The following is a 16,844-nucleotide window of genomic DNA, read 5'->3' on the forward strand; positions in this document are numbered from 1 at the left end:
AGTCGAAGGCGATATGAACGCAGTCCGCGAGCAACCACCATGAGCACACGAGACGCCACCGATGAAAGCAGCGAAACCCCGAATGCCGAGCAGCAGCTCGTCGCGGTCGACGAAAACGACGAGCCAGAGGGAATCGTCGAGCGCCTCGACGCCCACACCGGCGACGGCGTTCGTCACCGCGCCTTTACGGCAATGCTGTTCGACGAGATGGGCAACCTCCTGCTCGCCCAGCGCAGCCCCGAGAAACGGCTCTGGGACGCCGGCTGGGATGGCACCGTGGCCTCCCACCCCCGCGAGGGCGAGGAGCAGCTCGACGCCACGCGCAAACGACTCGAAGAGGAACTCGGCGTCACGCCCGACCAGTACGACGATCTCCGGGCGACCGACCGCTTCGAGTACAAACGCTACTACTACGACGAGGGGCTCGAATGGGAGGTCTGCACCGTCCTGAAGGCGACACTCACCGACACCACGATCGATCCCGACGACAGCGAGGTCGGCGGCGTGCTCTGGGTGCCCTACGAACGCCTCCACGAGCATCCGCGCTGGTACCGCCAGCTCGATCTCTGTCCCTGGTTCGAGATCGCCATGCGCCGCGACTTCTAACACGTACCTTTTTACTGCGTCGGGTACGCTCGCTTCGCTCGCGTACCGCTCCTTGCAAAAAGCTACGCTAAAAACTCCCGCTCGCGCCTGCGGCGCTCGCGGTGAACCGCGCTCACTACGTTCGCGCGGATGCTACCGCAACCGCTCTGACAGCACCGCCGAAGCCCTCGGGGCGCGCTCACTCCGTTCGCTACTCGCTCGGCTCCGCCTCGCTCGCGCCCCTCGCCCTTCATCCACCAGGAGCTGCGACCGCCATGGCGGCCACGCCACAGCCGCAGCATGGCTGCCGCGAGTGCCGTACCCCAACGGACTTGACTCGTCGGTACTAGTGGCGGACAATGGCGACGTGTGACGTCTGCGGCAGATCGGAAAACATGCCGTACCACTGCCGACACTGCGGCGGGACCTTCTGTGGCGAGCACCGTCTGCCCGAGAGCCACGACTGTCCGGGCCTCGACAACTGGAACGATCCCGAGGGCGTCTTCGACAGCGGGTTCGACGACAGCGTGAACAACCGGGGCGGCGGGTCGTCGGGCTGGCTCTCGGGGCTGCTCGATACCGGCACCGGCGGCCCGCTCGGCTACTTCCGCGGCAACATGACGTTCGTCTTCCTCGGCCTGATGTTCATCACGTACGCTCTCCAGTGGGTCGTCCTACTGACTGCGCCCTCGTATCACAACGCTCTCTTCGTCATCTCGCCCGAACATCCACTGTACGTCTGGACGTGGTTCACGTCGATATTCGCCCACAGCCCCACCAGCATCACACATATCCTGTTCAATGCTATCGTCATCTACTTCTTCGGCCGCATCGTCGAGAGCTACATCGGCTCGCGCAATTTCACGCTGCTCTTTCTCGGGAGCGGTGCGCTCGCCGGACTCGGACAGATCGGTATCCAGATGCTCCAAGGCGGTTCGACGGGTGCGCTCGGTGCGAGCGGTGCCGCGCTCGCTATCTTGGGCGTCCTGACGGTGCTCAATCCGAGCCTGCGGGTATATCTCTACTTCTTCATTCCCGTCCCGATCTGGCTGCTCACCATCGGTTACGTCGTCATCTCCGTTTCGGGCGTGATCGGTGGGCCGGCCATCGGCGGCGTCGCCAACGCCGCCCACCTCGTCGGTTTACTCGTCGGGCTCGCCTATGGCCAGCGCGTCAAGGGTCGAAAGCGCATGCCCAATCAGCTTCAGTTCGGCGGCGGGCGCGGCGGTGGCGGCATGGGCGGTCCCGGACGCGGACGGGGACCGTTCTGATGGAACCCGTCCGTCCGGAGTTCGTCCCCGATCCCGATAGCTCGCGCGAGGAGATGGAGGCCCTCCAGCGCACGGTCGCCGACGAAGCGATCTTCGCTGATGAGTTCCCGTTCGATCCCGCAACCGTTTCGATGGCGAACACGCTCACACCCACGACCGGTGACTCGCCCATCGTTGTCGGTATCGACCAGGCCTTTCTCGACGAGCGGGCGGTCGGTGCGGTCGTCGCCTTGCGCGACGGCGAGGTGATCGAACGCGCGAGCGCCGCCGTCGACTGCGAGTTTCCGTATATCCCCGGCCTGCTCTCCTTTCGCGAGGCCGGGGCGATCGTTGCTGCGGTCGGGAATCTCGATACCCAGCCCGACCTCGCGGTGTTCGACGGCAGCGGGCGCATCCACTACCGTGAGGCGGGTCTCGCCACCCACCTCGGCGTCGTCTTCGATCTCCCGAGCATCGGCGTCGCCAAGAACCTGCTCTGTGGCAGCCCGCAGGGCTCGCTCGACGGACGTTCAGAGGGTGCGCGCGTCGCCATCGACGCCGACGAGGACGTCGAGGGGACAGACGAGATCATCGGCTACGCGCTTCAGACGCGCCAGTACGACTCCGGGAATCGCCACATCAACCCGGTCTACGTGAGCCCGGGCCATCGCGTCGGTCCCGAGACGGCCGCGGATCTCGTCGAGCAGCTCTGCGACGGCTACAAGCTCCCTGAACCGACGCGACTCGCCGACAGCCACGCCGCGACAGCGAAAGGCGAGTTCGGCGAGCGGGCGCGGAACGACGGAAGTTAACTACCCGGCCCGAGAGGAATGGGATAGAATGGCGAAAACCGTACTCATCACGGGCTGTTCGTCGGGCATCGGCCGCGCGACGGCCGAGGCCTTCCTCGACGCCGAATGGACCGTCTACGCGACCGCCCGTGACGACGCCGACGTCTCGAATCTCGAACTGGCGGGCTGCGAGACCGCCGCGCTCGACGTGACCGACGACGATCAGGTCGAGAGCGTCGTCGAGCGGATCGTCGAGGAGACCGACAGGATCGACTGTCTGGTGAACAACGCGGGCTACGGCCAGTTCGGACCGATCGAGGACGTCCCCACCGAACGGGCCCGTGAGCAATTCGAGACCAACACCCTCGGCCCGCACCGACTGATTCGGGCCGTCCTCCCACATATGCGTGACCGCGGACGCGGCCGCATCATCAACGTTTCGAGCACTGCCGGCCGCTTCGCCACCCCGGGTCGTGGCGTCTACGCCGGCTCGAAATCCGCGCTCGAAGCGATGTCTGAGTCGTTGCGCACGGAGGTCGCCGACTACGGCATCGACGTCTCGGTCGTCGCACCTGGCCCGGTCGCCACCGCATTCGACGAGCGCGCCGGTGACGAACTCGACGGGCTCGAACGATCGGGTGCCTACGAGGTGTTCTACGACTACTTCGAGGATTACCGGACCGTGGTCGAGGGCGGTGTCGGCACCGTCAGCCCCGCTGACGTCGCCGATGCGATCCTCGATGCAGCGGTCGCACCCGATCCGCCGGCGCGCTATCCCGTCGGAACGCTCGCGGGGGTCGCCGAGTACGCTCGCTTCCTCCCTGCCGGCGTGCGCAACTCGCTCTACGATCTCGTCCGCCGCTTCGTGTAGCTCGAAATCAACTATACGTATAGACCGGCAGCCGAGTGGATCCCTCGGCAAACGTGGCTATCGACGCTCTCAGCACAGGCGATAGGAACTGATGACGAGATTACCGGATCGTCGTCGACGAGCAGTCAGGATCTTTCGGTGAGCTGCAGGTAGAGAAACGCCTGCATCCCGGCCAGAAACGAGTCCATGATGAGGACGCCACCGATCTCCGCGACGAACGCCGACTGCACGATCCCGAACAACGAAACGAGAACGACGAGCCCACAGACGAACACGAGCGTGACCGCGAACGCGGTGGCGAGGACGGAGCCGTTCATCAGTCGCCAGCTCGTGGTGAGCGCCTCGGCCGGCCCGTACCCGTCGATCATCACCGCCGGCGTGGAGAGAAACAGTCGCAGATAGAGATACAGTCCGGGGAGGGCGAACACGAAGAACCCGATCCAACCGATACTGCCCGGAACGGCGAGCGCCATCCCACCGACGAGCACCGACAGATACGACGCGACCGTCGCGAGAAACGCCATGAACAGCCGGAGCAGAAACGGCGAATCCGTGCGCGTCCGTCCACCGAGCGCTCGGTAGGCGATAACGACCCCGACGAGGATCAGCAACAGCCGTGCCGCAACGCCGGTGAACGGCGGGAGTACGATCCCGAATAGACCTGAAACGATAAACAGACCGATGATGGCTGGCGATTGCCGGATGGCGTCGACCGCTCCGCGAAGAACGGCGATCATCGAAGGTCCTGCAAGCGGCGATGACTCCGTCGACATGGGTTCGACATGCATCGGTGGGGATGAACAACGTTGTGATTTCTATCGAATAGTGTTCAAACAATAGTTATATCGTTTTGTCCCTACTCTATTCGAATCGTTCAATAGTATCGATCATCGTCTCAGTTCGCCAACTCCTCCGAGGGCCGTTCGACGGTAGAGCCGGTCCGGTACAGCGACGGGACGCCGGCGACTGGACGGGTTTTTGTCGCTGGACGCCACACGACGTGGTAATGAGCGCGGAGCACGCCGACCACGAGTACGATTACGAGGAGCTGGGTCTCGTCGCCGGGCTGGAGATCCACCAACAGCTCGATACGGCATCGAAACTGTTCTGTGGCTGTCCGACGGACCGGCGTGAGCCCGAAGAGTCGACTCATCGCTTCCAGCGGTATCTCCATCCGACGAAGAGTGAACTCGGCGAGATCGATGTCGCGGCGCTCGAAGAGGCGAGCGTCGAGCGCGAATTCGAGTATCTGGCCTTCGACTCGACCTGTCTCGTGGAGGCCGACGAGGAACCACCCCATCGGATCGACGACGAAGCGATCGAGACCGTCCTGGAGATCGCCGGCCTGCTCGATATGACGCCCGTCGACGAGGCCCACGTGATGCGCAAGATCGTCGTCGACGGCTCGAACACGTCGGGGTTCCAGCGCTCGGCACGCGTCGCCGGTGACGGTGAAATCAGCACCTCCGAGGGCACGGTTGGCATCGAGGACATGGAGCTCGAAGAGGAGAGCGCCGGTCGCGTCGCCGAGACCGACGCCGGGGTGCGCTACGCGCTCGATAGACTCGGAATCCCGCTCGTCGAGATCGGCACGAAACCCGACATCGGCTCGCCGGCTCAGGCCAAGGAGGCCGCCGAGCGCATCGGCATGCTGCTGCGCTCCACAGGAAAAGTCAAGCGCGGACTCGGCACGATCCGTCAGGACGTCAACGTCTCGATCGCCGAGGGCGCGCGCGTCGAGCTCAAGGGCGTCCAGAGCCTCGACGACATCGACGACATCGTGCGCAACGAGGCCGGCCGGCAGGTCGCGCTCCTCGACATCCGCGAGGAACTCGAAGATCGTGATGCAAATGTCAGCCAGCCCGCGGACGTTTCGTCGGTGTTCGACGGAACCGACAGCGGGCTCATCGGCGGCGCGCTCTCCGGGGATGGGGTGGCGATGGCCGTCCGTCTGGAGGGGTTCGACGGGCTCGTCGGTCGCGAACTCCAGCCCGACCGCCGCCTGGGCACCGAGTTCGCCGATCACGCCAAGCGCCACGGCGTCGGTGGGATCTTCCACACCGACGAGCTGCCGGCCTACGGCGTCACCGCGGACGAAGTCACGGCGCTGCGCGAGGCGGTCGAGACGGACGAAGAGGATGCGGTGGCGATGGTCGCGGCCGAGCCCGATAGCGCGCAAGCGGCCATCGAAGCGGTCGCCGACCGCGCGCAGGCGGCCATCGACGGCGTACCCGAGGAGACCCGTGGAGCGAACGACGACGGCACGACACGCTATCTCAGACCGCTCCCGGGCGCGGCGCGGATGTACCCCGAGACGGACGTCCCTCCCGTGGAACTCGACTTCGAGGGGATCGAGACGCCCGAACTCCTCACCGAACGGGTCGAGCGCTACCGGTCGGAACTCGGGCTCGACGCCGGGCTCGCCGAGCAGGTCGCTTACGGTCGGCGGATGAGCCTGTTCGAGGCGGCCGTCGAGCGCGGTGTCGATCCAACGCTCGCGGCCGGCACGGTCGAAAGCACCGCGACCGAACTCCGGCGCGACGGCGTTCCGATCGAGAACGTGGACGACGAGCGGTTCCTCGCCGTGTTCGAGCTCTATCAGGACGGCGAGGTGACGAGCGAGGGGATCCCCGACCTGCTCGCGGCGATCGCCGAGAACCCCGAACTCTCCCCGGCCGAGGCCGCCGAGCGCGAGGGGCTCGGGAGCGCGGGCGACGACGAGGTGCGCGAGGCCGTCGTCGAGGTCGTCGAGCGAAACGAAGAACAGGTCGAACAGCAGGGGATGGGCGCGTTCTCCGGACTGATGGGCGAGTGCATGGGCGCGCTCGGCGGCCGTGCGGAGGGTGACGAGGTGAGCGAACTGCTGCGCGAGGAGATCCAGAAGCGGACCTGAGGGCCCTCACTCCGTGTCGCGATCGGGACTGAGAAAGGCCGGGCGCAGGCCGCCGAGTGCGGGCACCGGAAGCACGCGCTCGGGATCGACGCGCCGGGAGACCCAGTAGGCGACACCCACCAGGACGACCGCGAAGGCGGCGTCGGTGAGCCAGTGGATCCCCAAATAGAAGGTCGAGAGCACGATGAGGCCGGCGAGGGCGAACGCGGCGGCGGCGTATCGCGGTCCGGCCTTTCTGGCGTAGAGCGCGGCGAGCACCGACAGTCCGGTGTGGAGGCTCGGGAACGCCTTGACCATCGTGTCGGTGGCGAGCATGCCCGCCCTGATGATCGGGCTCACGTCGAAGATGAGCGGCCGGACCGCCACCGCCGGGTAGAGCGCCGGGATCCCGACCGGGACGAAGACGAAGAAGGGGACCGCGAGCAGAACGAGGACGACGTACGCGAGCGCGTAGCGCCGCGCCTCGCGCTCGTCGTGGGCCTTGAGCTTGAAATAGGTGAACAGGACGATCGTCGGAAAGCCGACGAGATAGGCGGCGGTGAACAGCAGCGTGAGCGGTTCGCTCGTCACCGACTGGAAGGCCGCGACGACAGGCCCCTCGAACTCATAGATGAGCCACGTGAACGTCCGGTCGGCGTGAAAACGGTGGGCGATCGTGTTCACGAGGTTGGTGACGATCCAGGCGACGCCGAGATATTTCCAGTCGGTCCGGAGGAACTCCTTGACGAAACCCACGGGGTCGAGCCGCGGGAGGAAGACGATCGCGGCGACGCCCATCGCGAGCAGCGAGCCGAGCGCGACCGAGAGCGTGTACGCCGTCGGCAGCGAGACCGCGAGCATCGGCGGGAATCGACGGAGACCGCACAAAGCCGTTGTGATTCCGCCCATCCCACTCGCCCTCGACGGACGATTTATTACTCGTCGTCGGCTATCGACGGGCGTGCTCGACGTGGTATCGCTGCCCGTCTGGCTGCTCGGGATGGCGCTCGGGGCCGGCTCGCTGCTGGTGGTCGCCGGCGTCTTCGCCCTCGGCGCGCGGCTGTTCCCGTCGGCCCCGATCGACGACACGAGCGCTGATCGGACGGAAAGCGGGGCGAGTGGCGACGCCAAACGCCGCCGTGAGATCCGCGACTATCTCGAGACGATCGGCGAGTCGTTCGTCGAGAACCATCCGATCGAGAGCCGATCGGTCGCCTTCTATCTGCCCGAACGCGACGTCGCGATCACGTTCGACCCGCGGGCGTACTACCGCCTCCGGCGCTCGTCGACCCACGCTGTTCTGGTCGAACACGAACTGCCCGGCGTCCACCTCGGTTCACGACTCCCCTTCGAGACGCCGGCCCTCGATATCGATGACGGGGAGATCGACCCCGCGAGCGCTGCCTTCGCGGTTCTCGATGTCCCGACCGAAGCGAGCGCGCGCGAAGTCACTGCCGCCTACCGTGAGAAAGTCAAACGAGTCCATCCCGACCACGGCGGCGATCACGAGGAGTTCAAGCGCGTGCGCGAGGCCTACACGACCGCGAAGGAACGCGCCGGTTAGTCGGTGGAGACCTCGTAGGCGACGCCGGCGTCCCGCAGCGCGTCGGTCACTTCCCCGACGCGATCGCCCGTGACGACCACTGCACAGTCCAGGCCGCGACCGGCGGCATCGGCCGCGACCGCGCCTGCCGCGAACCTGATCGGTTCGACGTCGATCCCGCGCAGCGCGACGACCGCCTCGACGCCCGCCGCCGCAACGAGATCGACGCCCTCACACGCCGTCGCGAGCGCGTCGGGCGAACTCGCCGTACCCGAGCGCACGGGTGGGACCTGCTGGACGACGACGGTGCCGGGTTCGAGATCGATGACGCCCTCGAACCCCGTGACGCCGACGACCTCGTCGCCCTCGGCCGTCCCCGTCGCCACGCCCGTCGCCGGCCCCTCATCACCGGGGGTCGCACGGAGGAGTCCGTCGTCGAGCGAGAGCGACACCTGCTGGCCCTCCTCGATCGTGTCGGTGGCGATGGCGGCGTCCTCGCCGACGCTCGACAGGACGTCGTCGGTCACGTGATCGACGAACCGCTGGAGATCGGCGGCCGAGCGGAGCAGCCAGTCGACGCCTTCCTCGGTGACGCGGTAGCGCGAACGACCCTCCTTCGTGACGAAGCCGTCATCGTCGAGTTCACGGACGTATTCGCTGACGGCCTGTGCGGTGACGCCGACGTTGTCGGCGATCTCGCCCTGGCTCACGGCCGGCTGGCGCTCGGCGATAGCCGCCAGGATGCGAAAGCGGGTCGCGTCGCGCTTGTCGTCGAGAACGTCGGTCATGGGAGGGGTCGGGCGGCCGTCATGAAAATCCTACCGTCACTCGACGGCGCGACCAATACTGTCCTCGGCGACGAGCAGCGTGTTGTACAGCGCCGTCGCGAGGAAGCCAACCAGCGCGAACACGAGCGCCGGCGGCAGGCGGCCCTTCCCCGCGATCGAGACGAGATAGCTCGCGAGCAGGCTCCCGCCGGTGGCGGCGATGTGGACCATCGAGGCGACCGGCGGCGGTTCGCCGTCGGGCTGGCGCTGTTCGGCGAGTAATCCACCGAACGCGACGACCGCGAGGAGTGCCATCGCGACGAGTGCGCCGCCGACGTAGGCCGCGACCTCCAGGATGTCCGGCGTGCCGTAGTGAGCCATGAGGATCGCGCCGCCACCCCAGATGGTGAGCGTGTAGCCGTACGCCTTCGACTCGGCGACGAGGTTGCTGGCCAGGCGCTTCGATGGCTTCATCCATCGGTCGCTCGTGCGCTCGGCGCAAAAACCACCGGGTCGACAGGACAGGTCGATCGGCTCAGGAATCGAGCACCGCACGAGCAGCCGCCCGACCGCTCTCCAGCGCGCCGTGGATCGACGACCAGTTCGTGTAGTCGCCGGCGAGATAGACGTCCCCGTCGGGTGCGTCGGTCGCCGGGAGATCGCGGTAGAACCCCGGCGGCTGGGCGAACTGCGCGAACGGGATGCGGTCGGTTGCGAGGAGTTCGAGATCGTCGAAGCGCCGCTCGGGATACCAGGCAGCGAGCGCCTCGCGCGTGCGCTCGGCGAGCTCCTCGTCGCTTCGCTCCTGCTCGCCGAGGAAGGTCGCGCTGAGCAGTTCGCGCCCAGCAGGAGAGTAGTCGGGGGCGACGGCCGACAGCGGTGCGACGTGGTTCGGTTCGGTGCCGCCGGCGTTCAGGAGCAGTTTCTTTCCCGTGTCGAGGCGCTGGTGGGTCGGCAGCGAGAGATATTGCGTCACGCAGCCCTGGGCATCGGTCGGGATCGACGCCACGTCGGTGAGCTCGCTTGCGCGTTTCGGATCGGCGGCGACCACGACTGCGTCCGTCTCGCGGCTCTCACCGGCCAGTTCGATCATCGCGCCGTTCCCGTCCGTCTTGATCGCCTCCACCTCGCTGTCGAGCGTGATCTCGACACCCTCCTCGCGCGCGGCGTCGGCGAGCTGGTCGGCGATCGCGCCCATCCCCGCCGCGGGCACGGCGATCGACCCGCCGGCGAGCATCCGAAACGTGTAGCGAAACACCGCCGCTGACGTCGCGAGCGTCCGATCGAGCGTGATTCCGCCGTAGAACGGGGCGAAGAACCGCTCGACGAACCGGTTCGAGAACCCACGATCCCGGAGGAACGCGTCGATCGATTCGTCCCCACCGGCGAAGACCTCGCTTTCGTCTTCGTTCGCGAGCTCGCGCCAGAGCCCGAACAGACTGGTCATGTCCCCGATGCTCACGTTCGCGTTGAACAGCGTCTCGGTCAGCGAGGCGGGGTCGCGCCGCGGGTCCGCGAGCACGCTCCGGGAGCCGGGCCGGGCGAGCGTCGCGCCGGGTGTGAAATACTGCAGGTCGAGCTCCCGGTAGTCGAGTTCGCGCTGTGCGGCCGGATAGCCGGTGAAGAGCACCTGGAAACCACGATCGAGGGTGTAGCCATCGATCTCGCGACTGCGCACGCGCCCGCCGACCGACTCGCGGCGTTCGAGGAGTTCGACGTCCGCGCCGTCCGCGGCGAGGTGGCGCGCCGCGACCAGTCCCGCGAGCCCGCCGCCGACGATGACCTGTGTCATACTCGCTCTGTGCGGGCCGCCCACAAAACGACTGCGTGACGGCGGCGCGCCGTCACTCCTCCGCGTCGAGCAACGACTCGAAGGCGACCCCGAAGTGGTCCTCGAACAGCGCGAGCGCGTCGTGTTCGATCGCTTCGGCCTCTGCCATCTCGTCTCTATCCATCTCGTAAGCGCGCCGCGTGCAATCGAACTGGGCGATGTCGGCGACGACGTCGGGCGCGCTATCGGTCTCGTCGGCGAGCGCCGCGACCAGCGCCCGCGGCAGTTCGAGCTCCGCGTGCTCGTCGCCCGCCGCGATGTCGAACGTGATCGTCTCACCCGTCGGCTCGGTCATGCTCGGTGATACGCCGCCAGCGGCTAACCGCTGGCGGTCCGGGCGATGAAGGGAACCGATTAGTCGCTCGCGTCGGTAATCGTGGCATGGAGACGACGGCGGCGTTCGACGGGCTCATCTGTACGGACTGCGGTGAACGTTTCGACCCGGAAAGTACGACCCACGACTGTCCCGACTGTGGTGGGTTCCTCGACCCGCGCTACGACCTGAGCCACATCGATCTCGCGCGCGACGAGCTCGAAACCCGCCCGTTCGACGGGCTCTGGCGCTACGAGGAGCTCCTTCCCGTGCCCCGCACGGCAGCGGTGACGATGGACGAAGGCACGACACCGCTCGTCGACTGTCCCGAGCTCGCCGACGAACTCGGCGTCGCACGACTGCTGATCAAGGACGAGGGTCGCAACCCGACGGGGAGTCGCACCGATCGCGGCCACGCGCTCGCGGTGTCGGCCGCCCGCGAACACAGCGCGAGCGACGTCGCGCTCGCCACGACGGGCGACGCTGGCCAGTCGGCGGCCGCCTATGCCGCCCGCGCCGGACTGGACTCCCACGCGTTCGTCCCCACCCGCGCGAACTTCGGCAACAAGGCAATGATCAACGTCCACGGCGGCGATATGAACGTCGTCGAGGGACGATACGACGACGCCGCAGCGGCCTGCGCGGGCGCACTGGACGACGAGGACTGGTACGCGACGAACCCCTTCGAGACACCCTATCGCCACGAAGGCGCGAAGACGATGTTCTACGAGATCGTCGAACAGCTCGATTGGGAGGTGCCCGACGGCATCGTCCAGCCCACCGGCAGCGGTGTCGGGCTCGTCGGTCTCCACAAGGGTGCGACGGAGTTCGCGGCACTCGGCCTCACCGACGACCTCCCCGGGCTGTACGCCGCCCAGGCGAGCGGCTGTGCGCCGATCGTCGAAGCCTGGGAGGCGGACGACGACAGTCACGAGCCCTGGGAGGTGCCCGACACGATCTGCGGCGGCATCGAGATCGCCGACCCCCACGGGAGCCCGCTCGTCCTGGACGCCCTTGACGACGCCGACGGGGGTGCTGTCGCCACCGACGACGAATCGATCCTCGACAGCGCGATCACGGTGGCCCAGCACACCGGCATCGAGATGGGCGCGAGCAGTGCGGCGGCAGCCAGCGGCGCGTGGGAACTCGCCGAGCAGGACGTGTTCGGGGCCGACGACACGGTCGTGCTCGTAAACGGCGCGAGCGCGAACAAGGAAGCCGACATCCTCCGCAGCCACCTGATGGGCAAGGGGATCTAGAACCCACCTTTTTACTGCGGAGGGTCGCGCTCGCTCACTTCGTTCGCTCGCTTGACCCCCGCTTGCAAAAATCTGGACCAAAAACTCCCGCTCACTCGGCCTTCGGCCTCGTTCACGGTGAACCGCGCTCACTGCGTTCGCGCGGACACGACCGCCCTCCGCACAACACCGCAGAAGCCCTCGGCGCGCTCCCTTCGGTCGCGGTGTTCGTGGTTCGAGAGAGCTTTGCTCTCTCGTCATCACGAAAGACGCTTCGCGTCTTTCGAACGACTTCGCTCACACCACGCGCCTCGCCCTTCATCCGCCAGGACCGCACCGCACCCGCCACCGCACAGCAACCGCCGGCGCGGCGGCCACCAGGCCATCCGACCGACTTTTCACGGCTCCACCCCTCTCATCGTTCGAATGTCCGTTCTCGGGACGGTGACGACGGTGCTCGCGGGGATGGTCTTCGGGCTGGCCATCGCCGCGCCACCGGGACCGATGAACGCGGTCATCGCCGAGGAGAGCGTTCTCAGAGGATGGCTCTCGGGCGTCTGGGCCGGTCTCGGTGCGATGGCTGCCGACGCCTGCTTCTTCGTGCTCGCGCTGGTCGGCGTGGTCGCGATCGTCGAGCGCGTCCCGGCGATCCGTGGCGCGGCCTTCGCGATCGGCGGCCTGTTGATGCTCTATTTCGCCTACGATGCGACTCGCGGCGCGAACGACGACCACGCGGCGGCCACCGGCGAGCGCCGCGGGTTCGCCAAGGCGTTCGCTCTCGCCATCACGAACCCCTATCAGGTGGTGTTCTGGCTCACCATCGGCGTCGGCATGCTCGAACCCGGGCGGATCGACGTACTCGAACCGCTATCGAGCGAGCTCGCCGGAACGCTGGTCGTCGCGACGGGCAGTCCGGCACTGCTCGTCGGCTTCTTCGCCGGTATCGCCGCGTGGGTCGTGGGTTTTCCGACGACGCTGGTCGCGGCCGAACGCCGCCTTACTGGTGTCGGCTCAACTGTGGCCTACGCGAGCGCGCTCGTGCTCGCGGGGTTCGGCGTGGCCTTCCTTGGCGAGGCGCTCGCGCTGCTCGGCTCAGTCGTCTGAATCGAGTCCGACGCCGGCGATCTCGTCGTCGAGCCACTCGCGCAGCCACTTCACGCGCTTGAGACGCTGGTGGATGAGGCTCTCGGCGCGATCGCTCCGGATGCGCTCTTCGGCGTCACGCCCGCGTTCGAGCACGCGCCCGACCATCTCGGCGGCGTCCATGTGCGTGCGCGACTCGTACCCCATCCGCAGGAGAAGCAACACCGCGCCGTTCGCGCCGATCTTGTCGAGCAGATCCGCCTCAATGAGACAGCGCGTCTCCAGTGGGAGCTCGTCGAGCGGCCCCTGATAGGAATGCTCGCTCACGGCCGTACAGACCTCGTCGACGAACGACTCGGGATAGTCGCCGTGGGAGTCGAGGAACTCGCGGGCGACGTGTGCACCCGCCTCGGCGTGGAGGTCCTGTTCGGCCTCCAGTTTGGAGACGTCGTGGAAGAGCGCCGCGACGCGGACGACGTCGACGTTCGCACCCTCGCTCGCGGCGATGTCGGCGGCGATCTCGACGACGTTCAAGATGTGGTTGAACCGATAGCTCGCCGAGTGCCAGGGATACCAGCGCATGCGCCCGCCCGTCCCCTCGTTTTCGATGCTCGCTTCGAGATAGCCGGAGACGAACCGCTTCATCTCCGCGAACTCGGCGGTCGAAACCGGCGATTCCCTCACCTCGACGCCCAATCCGACTCCCTCCTGATCTTTCGTGTTCCGTTCATGTTATCCGACTAGACGTATGTTCGACCCTTTAGCGTTACGACCCCATGACTGTGATCACCATACCGGCGAGGAGTGTTGCCAGTGACACAGGGGTTTATCCCATCGAGTGCCGAACCGGTGGTATGGAACTGCGCGAAGCAACGGCCGACGACGATGCGGCGATCCGTGAGATCGCCCGCCGGTCGATGGAACAGTCGTACTCGCTCAGCCCGCGCACGATCGACGGCGCGATTTCCCAGTGGTACGACGAGCAAGCGATCGCGACGAAACTCGACGAGGACGATACGCTCCTGATGGTTGCCGAGGACGAGGGCGAACTACGTGGGTTCACCGAGAGCGACCTCGTCAACGAGGGCGGCAACGGCGACCTGCTCTGGCTCCACGTCGATCCCGACTATCGGGGGCAGGGGATCGCCAGCGACCTGTTCGAACACACCCGCGAGGCGCTCTTCGAGATGGGTGCCGCACAGCTGCGCGCGAAGGTACTCGAGGACAACACCGAGGGCAACGAGTTCTACGCGGCGTTCGACTTCGAGCAGGTCGGCACCGACACCGTCGAGATCGACGACAGCGACTACGTCGAGAACATCTATCTCCACGCCGACGACGTCGACGTCCAGCCGACGCTTGAAACCACGGACTCCATGCGCGAGCTCGACGACGGCCTGTACGTCAACGAAAAGCAAGTCGAACGCGGCTCGAAAGGTCCCTTCCTCACCGCCTACACCGACCCCGATTTCGACGAGGAGCACAAGTACGGCTACTACTGCGCGAACTGCGAGACCCTCGACAACGCGATGGACACGATGGGTCGCGTGAAGTGCAACGAGTGTGGCAACCTCCGGAAGGCGACGCGCTGGGACGCCACCCACGGGTAGTGGGACGCAACGCCCGGTGAGGGAGCGGGAACCACCTCAGACCGAGTCGGGTCTCGTGTGGACGGTGAGATCGACGGGCCGGCGCTCGCCCTCGAGATCTTCGACGATGCGTTCGACGATCCGTTCGGCCTCGTTCTCGATGAGCGGTTTGACCTTCTCGACGACCCACGACAGCGAGACGAGGCTCGGCAGGTCGAACTGGCTCGAATCGACCGAGTCGGCGTCGAACGCGACGTGAAATCGTACTCGCGAGGCGTGCTCGCGGTCGTCCGGCGGGTCGATCTCCTCGACCGCCCAGTAACCGTGTGCGTGAATGTCCTTGACGATCTTCCAATCGATCCGGTTGGGCGGGTCGACGTCCGTGACCTCCGAGCGTGCCGTGTAGGTGAGTTTCCACCAGGCGAACTGGAGATCGTAGGTCGTTCCCGGCGAGCCGTCGCCGTGACCCTCGACGTCCTCCAGATATTCGGAGTAGTCGGCGTAACGGGGGAAATCGATCAGGAACTCGTAGACGTCCGCCGGCGGGAGATAGACCTCGGTGCTGACTTCGATACTGTCCACGACCGCTACTGGTGTGGCAACCGCCTAATACTGTCGGACGGAATCGGCAGCGTTCACTCTGCAAACAGCCTCGCGTTGGCATCGGCTGGCCGCCACCGATCGGCACGGATTGCCGTTCGAGGATATGCCGACGAGGAGTGTGGTCGATTGGCCGACTGATACCGTGAAATAAATGACCCCACGGTCGGAAGCGATGTGAACGAGAGATGATGCCACGTGGATCGCGGATGGTCGGGGCGAGAGCAGCCGTGCTCGTTGGAATCGTCGTCGTGCTGGTCGCGGCCACGGCCGGCACGGTGAGCGCACAGCAGGCCGGCAACACCACGACGGTCGATTCCTGTCGGACGATCAACTCTTCCGGAGAGTACACGCTGACCGGAACCGTCACCGGCGATCTCGACGATCCCAATGCGGCCTGTATCGAGATCACCGCGGGCAACGTCACCCTCGACGGACAGGGCCACACGGTCGCCGGCACCGGTGCGGGTCACGGTGTCGAGATCGACGGCAGTCGGGGGCCGGTCACGAACGTCACCGTCGAGAACCTCCAGGCGCACAACTGGTCGATCGGCGTCTTCGCGCTCGAAACCGACAACGGGACGATCCGCCGGACGATCACCCAGAACAGCACCGAAGGGATCGCCCTCGGCGCGTCGAGCAACTACACGCTCGCGAACAACACCGCCACCGGCAGCGCCATCGCGATCGCGCTCGGCGGGCAGAGCCAGAACAACACGCTGCGCAGGATGACGGCCGTCGAGAACCGGTGGGGGATCCACTTCGAGCGCGAGAGCGCGAACAACACGGTCGTCGACAGCGTCGCCCGGAACAACAGCCGGTGGGACTACTACTCCGAGCGCAACGACAACGAGAACATCGTCAGAAACCTCGATCTCGCGACGGGGACGTTCTCCTTTTCCGAACGGAACGTCGCACTGGGGGCCGTGACCTCGCCGCCGCCGCTCCCGCGCGGGGCGGGCAACCTCGACAGCTACGTCGAAGCGACCGGCACCCGGGGTGGCCAGGCGGCGATCTCACTGACGATGAGCTACGGCAACGCCAACAACCCGGTCGCGCTGTGGCGACACGACGGCCAACACTGGTCGCGCGTCGCCGACTCGCAGACCAACGGCGCGTCGAGTACGGTCTCGGCGAACATCAGCGAGTTCGGCACGTTCGCCGCCCTGTCGGACGCGGGGGCGAACGCCGGCGGGCCGGTGACGGTCTCGGCCGACCAGGGACCCGCCGTCCAGCGAAACCTGTCGACGCCGACGGCGACCGCGAGCCCGACGGCGACGCCGGCACCGACACCGACGACCAGCCCCGCATCCGCGGCCACGGAGCAAGCACCGTCGGCGGCGAACGCGACGCCAACGGCCGCACAGGGAGAGAGCGAGGCGACCGAGAGCTCCGGCACCGGCATCATCAGAACGGTGTTCGTGATCGCTGGCGTGATCGGACTGATCGTCCTCGGTATCGTGGCACTGCGCGGGCGCGACGACCGAGGGCCGGGGTTTAACCGCTAAGCC

Annotated in this window: 18 protein-coding genes; 10 read left to right on the forward strand and 8 right to left on the reverse strand. The window is 66.7% G+C overall.

Going from position 1 to position 16,844, the window contains the following annotated elements; translation table 11 throughout:
* The first annotated feature begins 39 nt into the window (after nucleotides 1-39).
* The 4 genes from NO363_RS06645 (at nucleotide 40) to NO363_RS06660 (ending at nucleotide 3,497) form a co-directional block, all read left to right on the forward strand.
* Complete coding sequence (locus NO363_RS06645) at nucleotides 40-606, forward strand: NUDIX hydrolase (protein ID WP_256687802.1); 567 nt, start codon at nucleotides 40-42, stop codon at nucleotides 604-606.
* A gap of 338 nt (nucleotides 607-944) precedes the next feature.
* Nucleotides 945-1,856 carry a rhomboid family intramembrane serine protease gene (locus NO363_RS06650; RefSeq protein ID WP_256687803.1) on the forward strand — a complete coding sequence of 304 codons (912 nt, stop codon included), beginning with the start codon at nucleotides 945-947 and terminating at the stop codon, nucleotides 1,854-1,856.
* Nucleotides 1,856-2,647, forward strand: a complete 792-nt coding sequence (locus NO363_RS06655; RefSeq protein ID WP_256687804.1) for an endonuclease V — start codon at nucleotides 1,856-1,858, stop codon at nucleotides 2,645-2,647. The genes NO363_RS06650 and NO363_RS06655 overlap by 1 nt, the downstream gene beginning before the upstream one ends.
* A gap of 28 nt (nucleotides 2,648-2,675) precedes the next feature.
* The gene (locus NO363_RS06660) at nucleotides 2,676-3,497 is read left to right on the forward strand and encodes an SDR family oxidoreductase (protein WP_256687805.1); all 822 of its coding nucleotides are present in this window, start codon (nucleotides 2,676-2,678) and stop codon (nucleotides 3,495-3,497) included.
* Between the two features lie 125 nt (nucleotides 3,498-3,622).
* On the opposite strand, the gene NO363_RS06665 is transcribed toward NO363_RS06660, so the two are convergent.
* Entirely contained in the window at nucleotides 3,623-4,270 is a 648-nt protein-coding gene (locus NO363_RS06665; RefSeq protein ID WP_256687807.1) for a glycerophosphoryl diester phosphodiesterase membrane domain-containing protein, read from the reverse strand.
* Nucleotides 4,271-4,503: 233 nt separating this feature from the next.
* Here NO363_RS06665 and gatE point away from each other — a divergent pair, with 233 nt between their 5' ends.
* Complete coding sequence (gene gatE / locus NO363_RS06670; RefSeq protein ID WP_256687809.1) at nucleotides 4,504-6,390, forward strand: Glu-tRNA(Gln) amidotransferase subunit GatE; 1,887 nt, start codon at nucleotides 4,504-4,506, stop codon at nucleotides 6,388-6,390.
* Between the two features lie 6 nt (nucleotides 6,391-6,396).
* On the opposite strand, the gene NO363_RS06675 is transcribed toward gatE, so the two are convergent.
* On the reverse strand, nucleotides 6,397-7,230 hold the full coding sequence (locus NO363_RS06675; RefSeq protein ID WP_256687810.1) for a phosphatase PAP2 family protein: 834 nt from the start codon (nucleotides 7,228-7,230) through the stop codon (nucleotides 6,397-6,399).
* 100 nt (nucleotides 7,231-7,330) lie between these two features.
* Here NO363_RS06675 and NO363_RS06680 point away from each other — a divergent pair, with 100 nt between their 5' ends.
* Complete coding sequence (locus tag NO363_RS06680; RefSeq protein ID WP_256687811.1) at nucleotides 7,331-7,933, forward strand: J domain-containing protein; 603 nt, start codon at nucleotides 7,331-7,333, stop codon at nucleotides 7,931-7,933.
* Here NO363_RS06680 and NO363_RS06685 read toward each other — a convergent pair.
* From NO363_RS06685 to NO363_RS06700, 4 genes are all read right to left on the reverse strand, one after another.
* A complete protein-coding gene (locus NO363_RS06685) occupies nucleotides 7,930-8,700 on the reverse strand; it encodes a DUF7839 domain-containing protein (RefSeq protein ID WP_256687812.1) in 771 nt (256 codons plus the stop codon). The two genes, NO363_RS06680 and NO363_RS06685, sit on opposite strands and share 4 nt — an antisense overlap.
* A 36-nt stretch (nucleotides 8,701-8,736) precedes the next feature.
* Entirely contained in the window at nucleotides 8,737-9,153 is a 417-nt protein-coding gene (locus NO363_RS06690) for a hypothetical protein (protein WP_256687813.1), read from the reverse strand.
* A 61-nt stretch (nucleotides 9,154-9,214) separates the two neighbouring features.
* Entirely contained in the window at nucleotides 9,215-10,471 is a 1,257-nt protein-coding gene (locus NO363_RS06695) for an NAD(P)/FAD-dependent oxidoreductase (protein WP_256687815.1), read from the reverse strand.
* Between the two features lie 52 nt (nucleotides 10,472-10,523).
* Entirely contained in the window at nucleotides 10,524-10,805 is a 282-nt protein-coding gene (locus NO363_RS06700; protein ID WP_256687817.1) for a DUF7545 family protein, read from the reverse strand.
* Nucleotides 10,806-10,891: 86 nt separating this feature from the next.
* On the opposite strand from NO363_RS06700, the gene NO363_RS06705 reads away from it, so the two are divergent.
* Complete coding sequence (locus NO363_RS06705; protein ID WP_256687819.1) at nucleotides 10,892-12,082, forward strand: threonine synthase; 1,191 nt, start codon at nucleotides 10,892-10,894, stop codon at nucleotides 12,080-12,082.
* 405 nt (nucleotides 12,083-12,487) lie between these two features.
* On the forward strand, nucleotides 12,488-13,165 hold the full coding sequence (locus tag NO363_RS06710) for a LysE family translocator (RefSeq protein WP_256687822.1): 678 nt from the start codon (nucleotides 12,488-12,490) through the stop codon (nucleotides 13,163-13,165).
* On the opposite strand, the gene NO363_RS06715 is transcribed toward NO363_RS06710, so the two are convergent.
* Nucleotides 13,154-13,840 (reverse strand): HD domain-containing protein, encoded by a 687-nt coding sequence (locus NO363_RS06715; RefSeq protein WP_256687824.1) that lies wholly within the window; start codon nucleotides 13,838-13,840, stop codon nucleotides 13,154-13,156. The genes NO363_RS06710 and NO363_RS06715 overlap by 12 nt on opposite strands.
* 158 nt (nucleotides 13,841-13,998) lie before the next feature.
* Here NO363_RS06715 and NO363_RS06720 point away from each other — a divergent pair, with 158 nt between their 5' ends.
* Nucleotides 13,999-14,754, forward strand: a complete 756-nt coding sequence (locus NO363_RS06720; RefSeq protein ID WP_256687827.1) for a GNAT family N-acetyltransferase — start codon at nucleotides 13,999-14,001, stop codon at nucleotides 14,752-14,754.
* Between the two features lie 36 nt (nucleotides 14,755-14,790).
* Here the strand turns inward: NO363_RS06720 and NO363_RS06725 are convergent, their stop codons facing one another.
* A complete protein-coding gene (locus tag NO363_RS06725; RefSeq protein ID WP_256687829.1) occupies nucleotides 14,791-15,315 on the reverse strand; it encodes a type II toxin-antitoxin system RatA family toxin in 525 nt (174 codons plus the stop codon).
* Between the two features lie 209 nt (nucleotides 15,316-15,524).
* Here NO363_RS06725 and NO363_RS06730 point away from each other — a divergent pair, with 209 nt between their 5' ends.
* On the forward strand, nucleotides 15,525-16,841 hold the full coding sequence (locus NO363_RS06730; protein ID WP_256687831.1) for a NosD domain-containing protein: 1,317 nt from the start codon (nucleotides 15,525-15,527) through the stop codon (nucleotides 16,839-16,841).
* The last annotated feature ends 3 nt before the right edge of the window (nucleotides 16,842-16,844 follow it).

It is taken from the genome of Halococcus qingdaonensis (assembly GCF_024508235.1).
GTDB lineage: Archaea > Halobacteriota > Halobacteria > Halobacteriales > Halococcaceae > Halococcus > Halococcus qingdaonensis.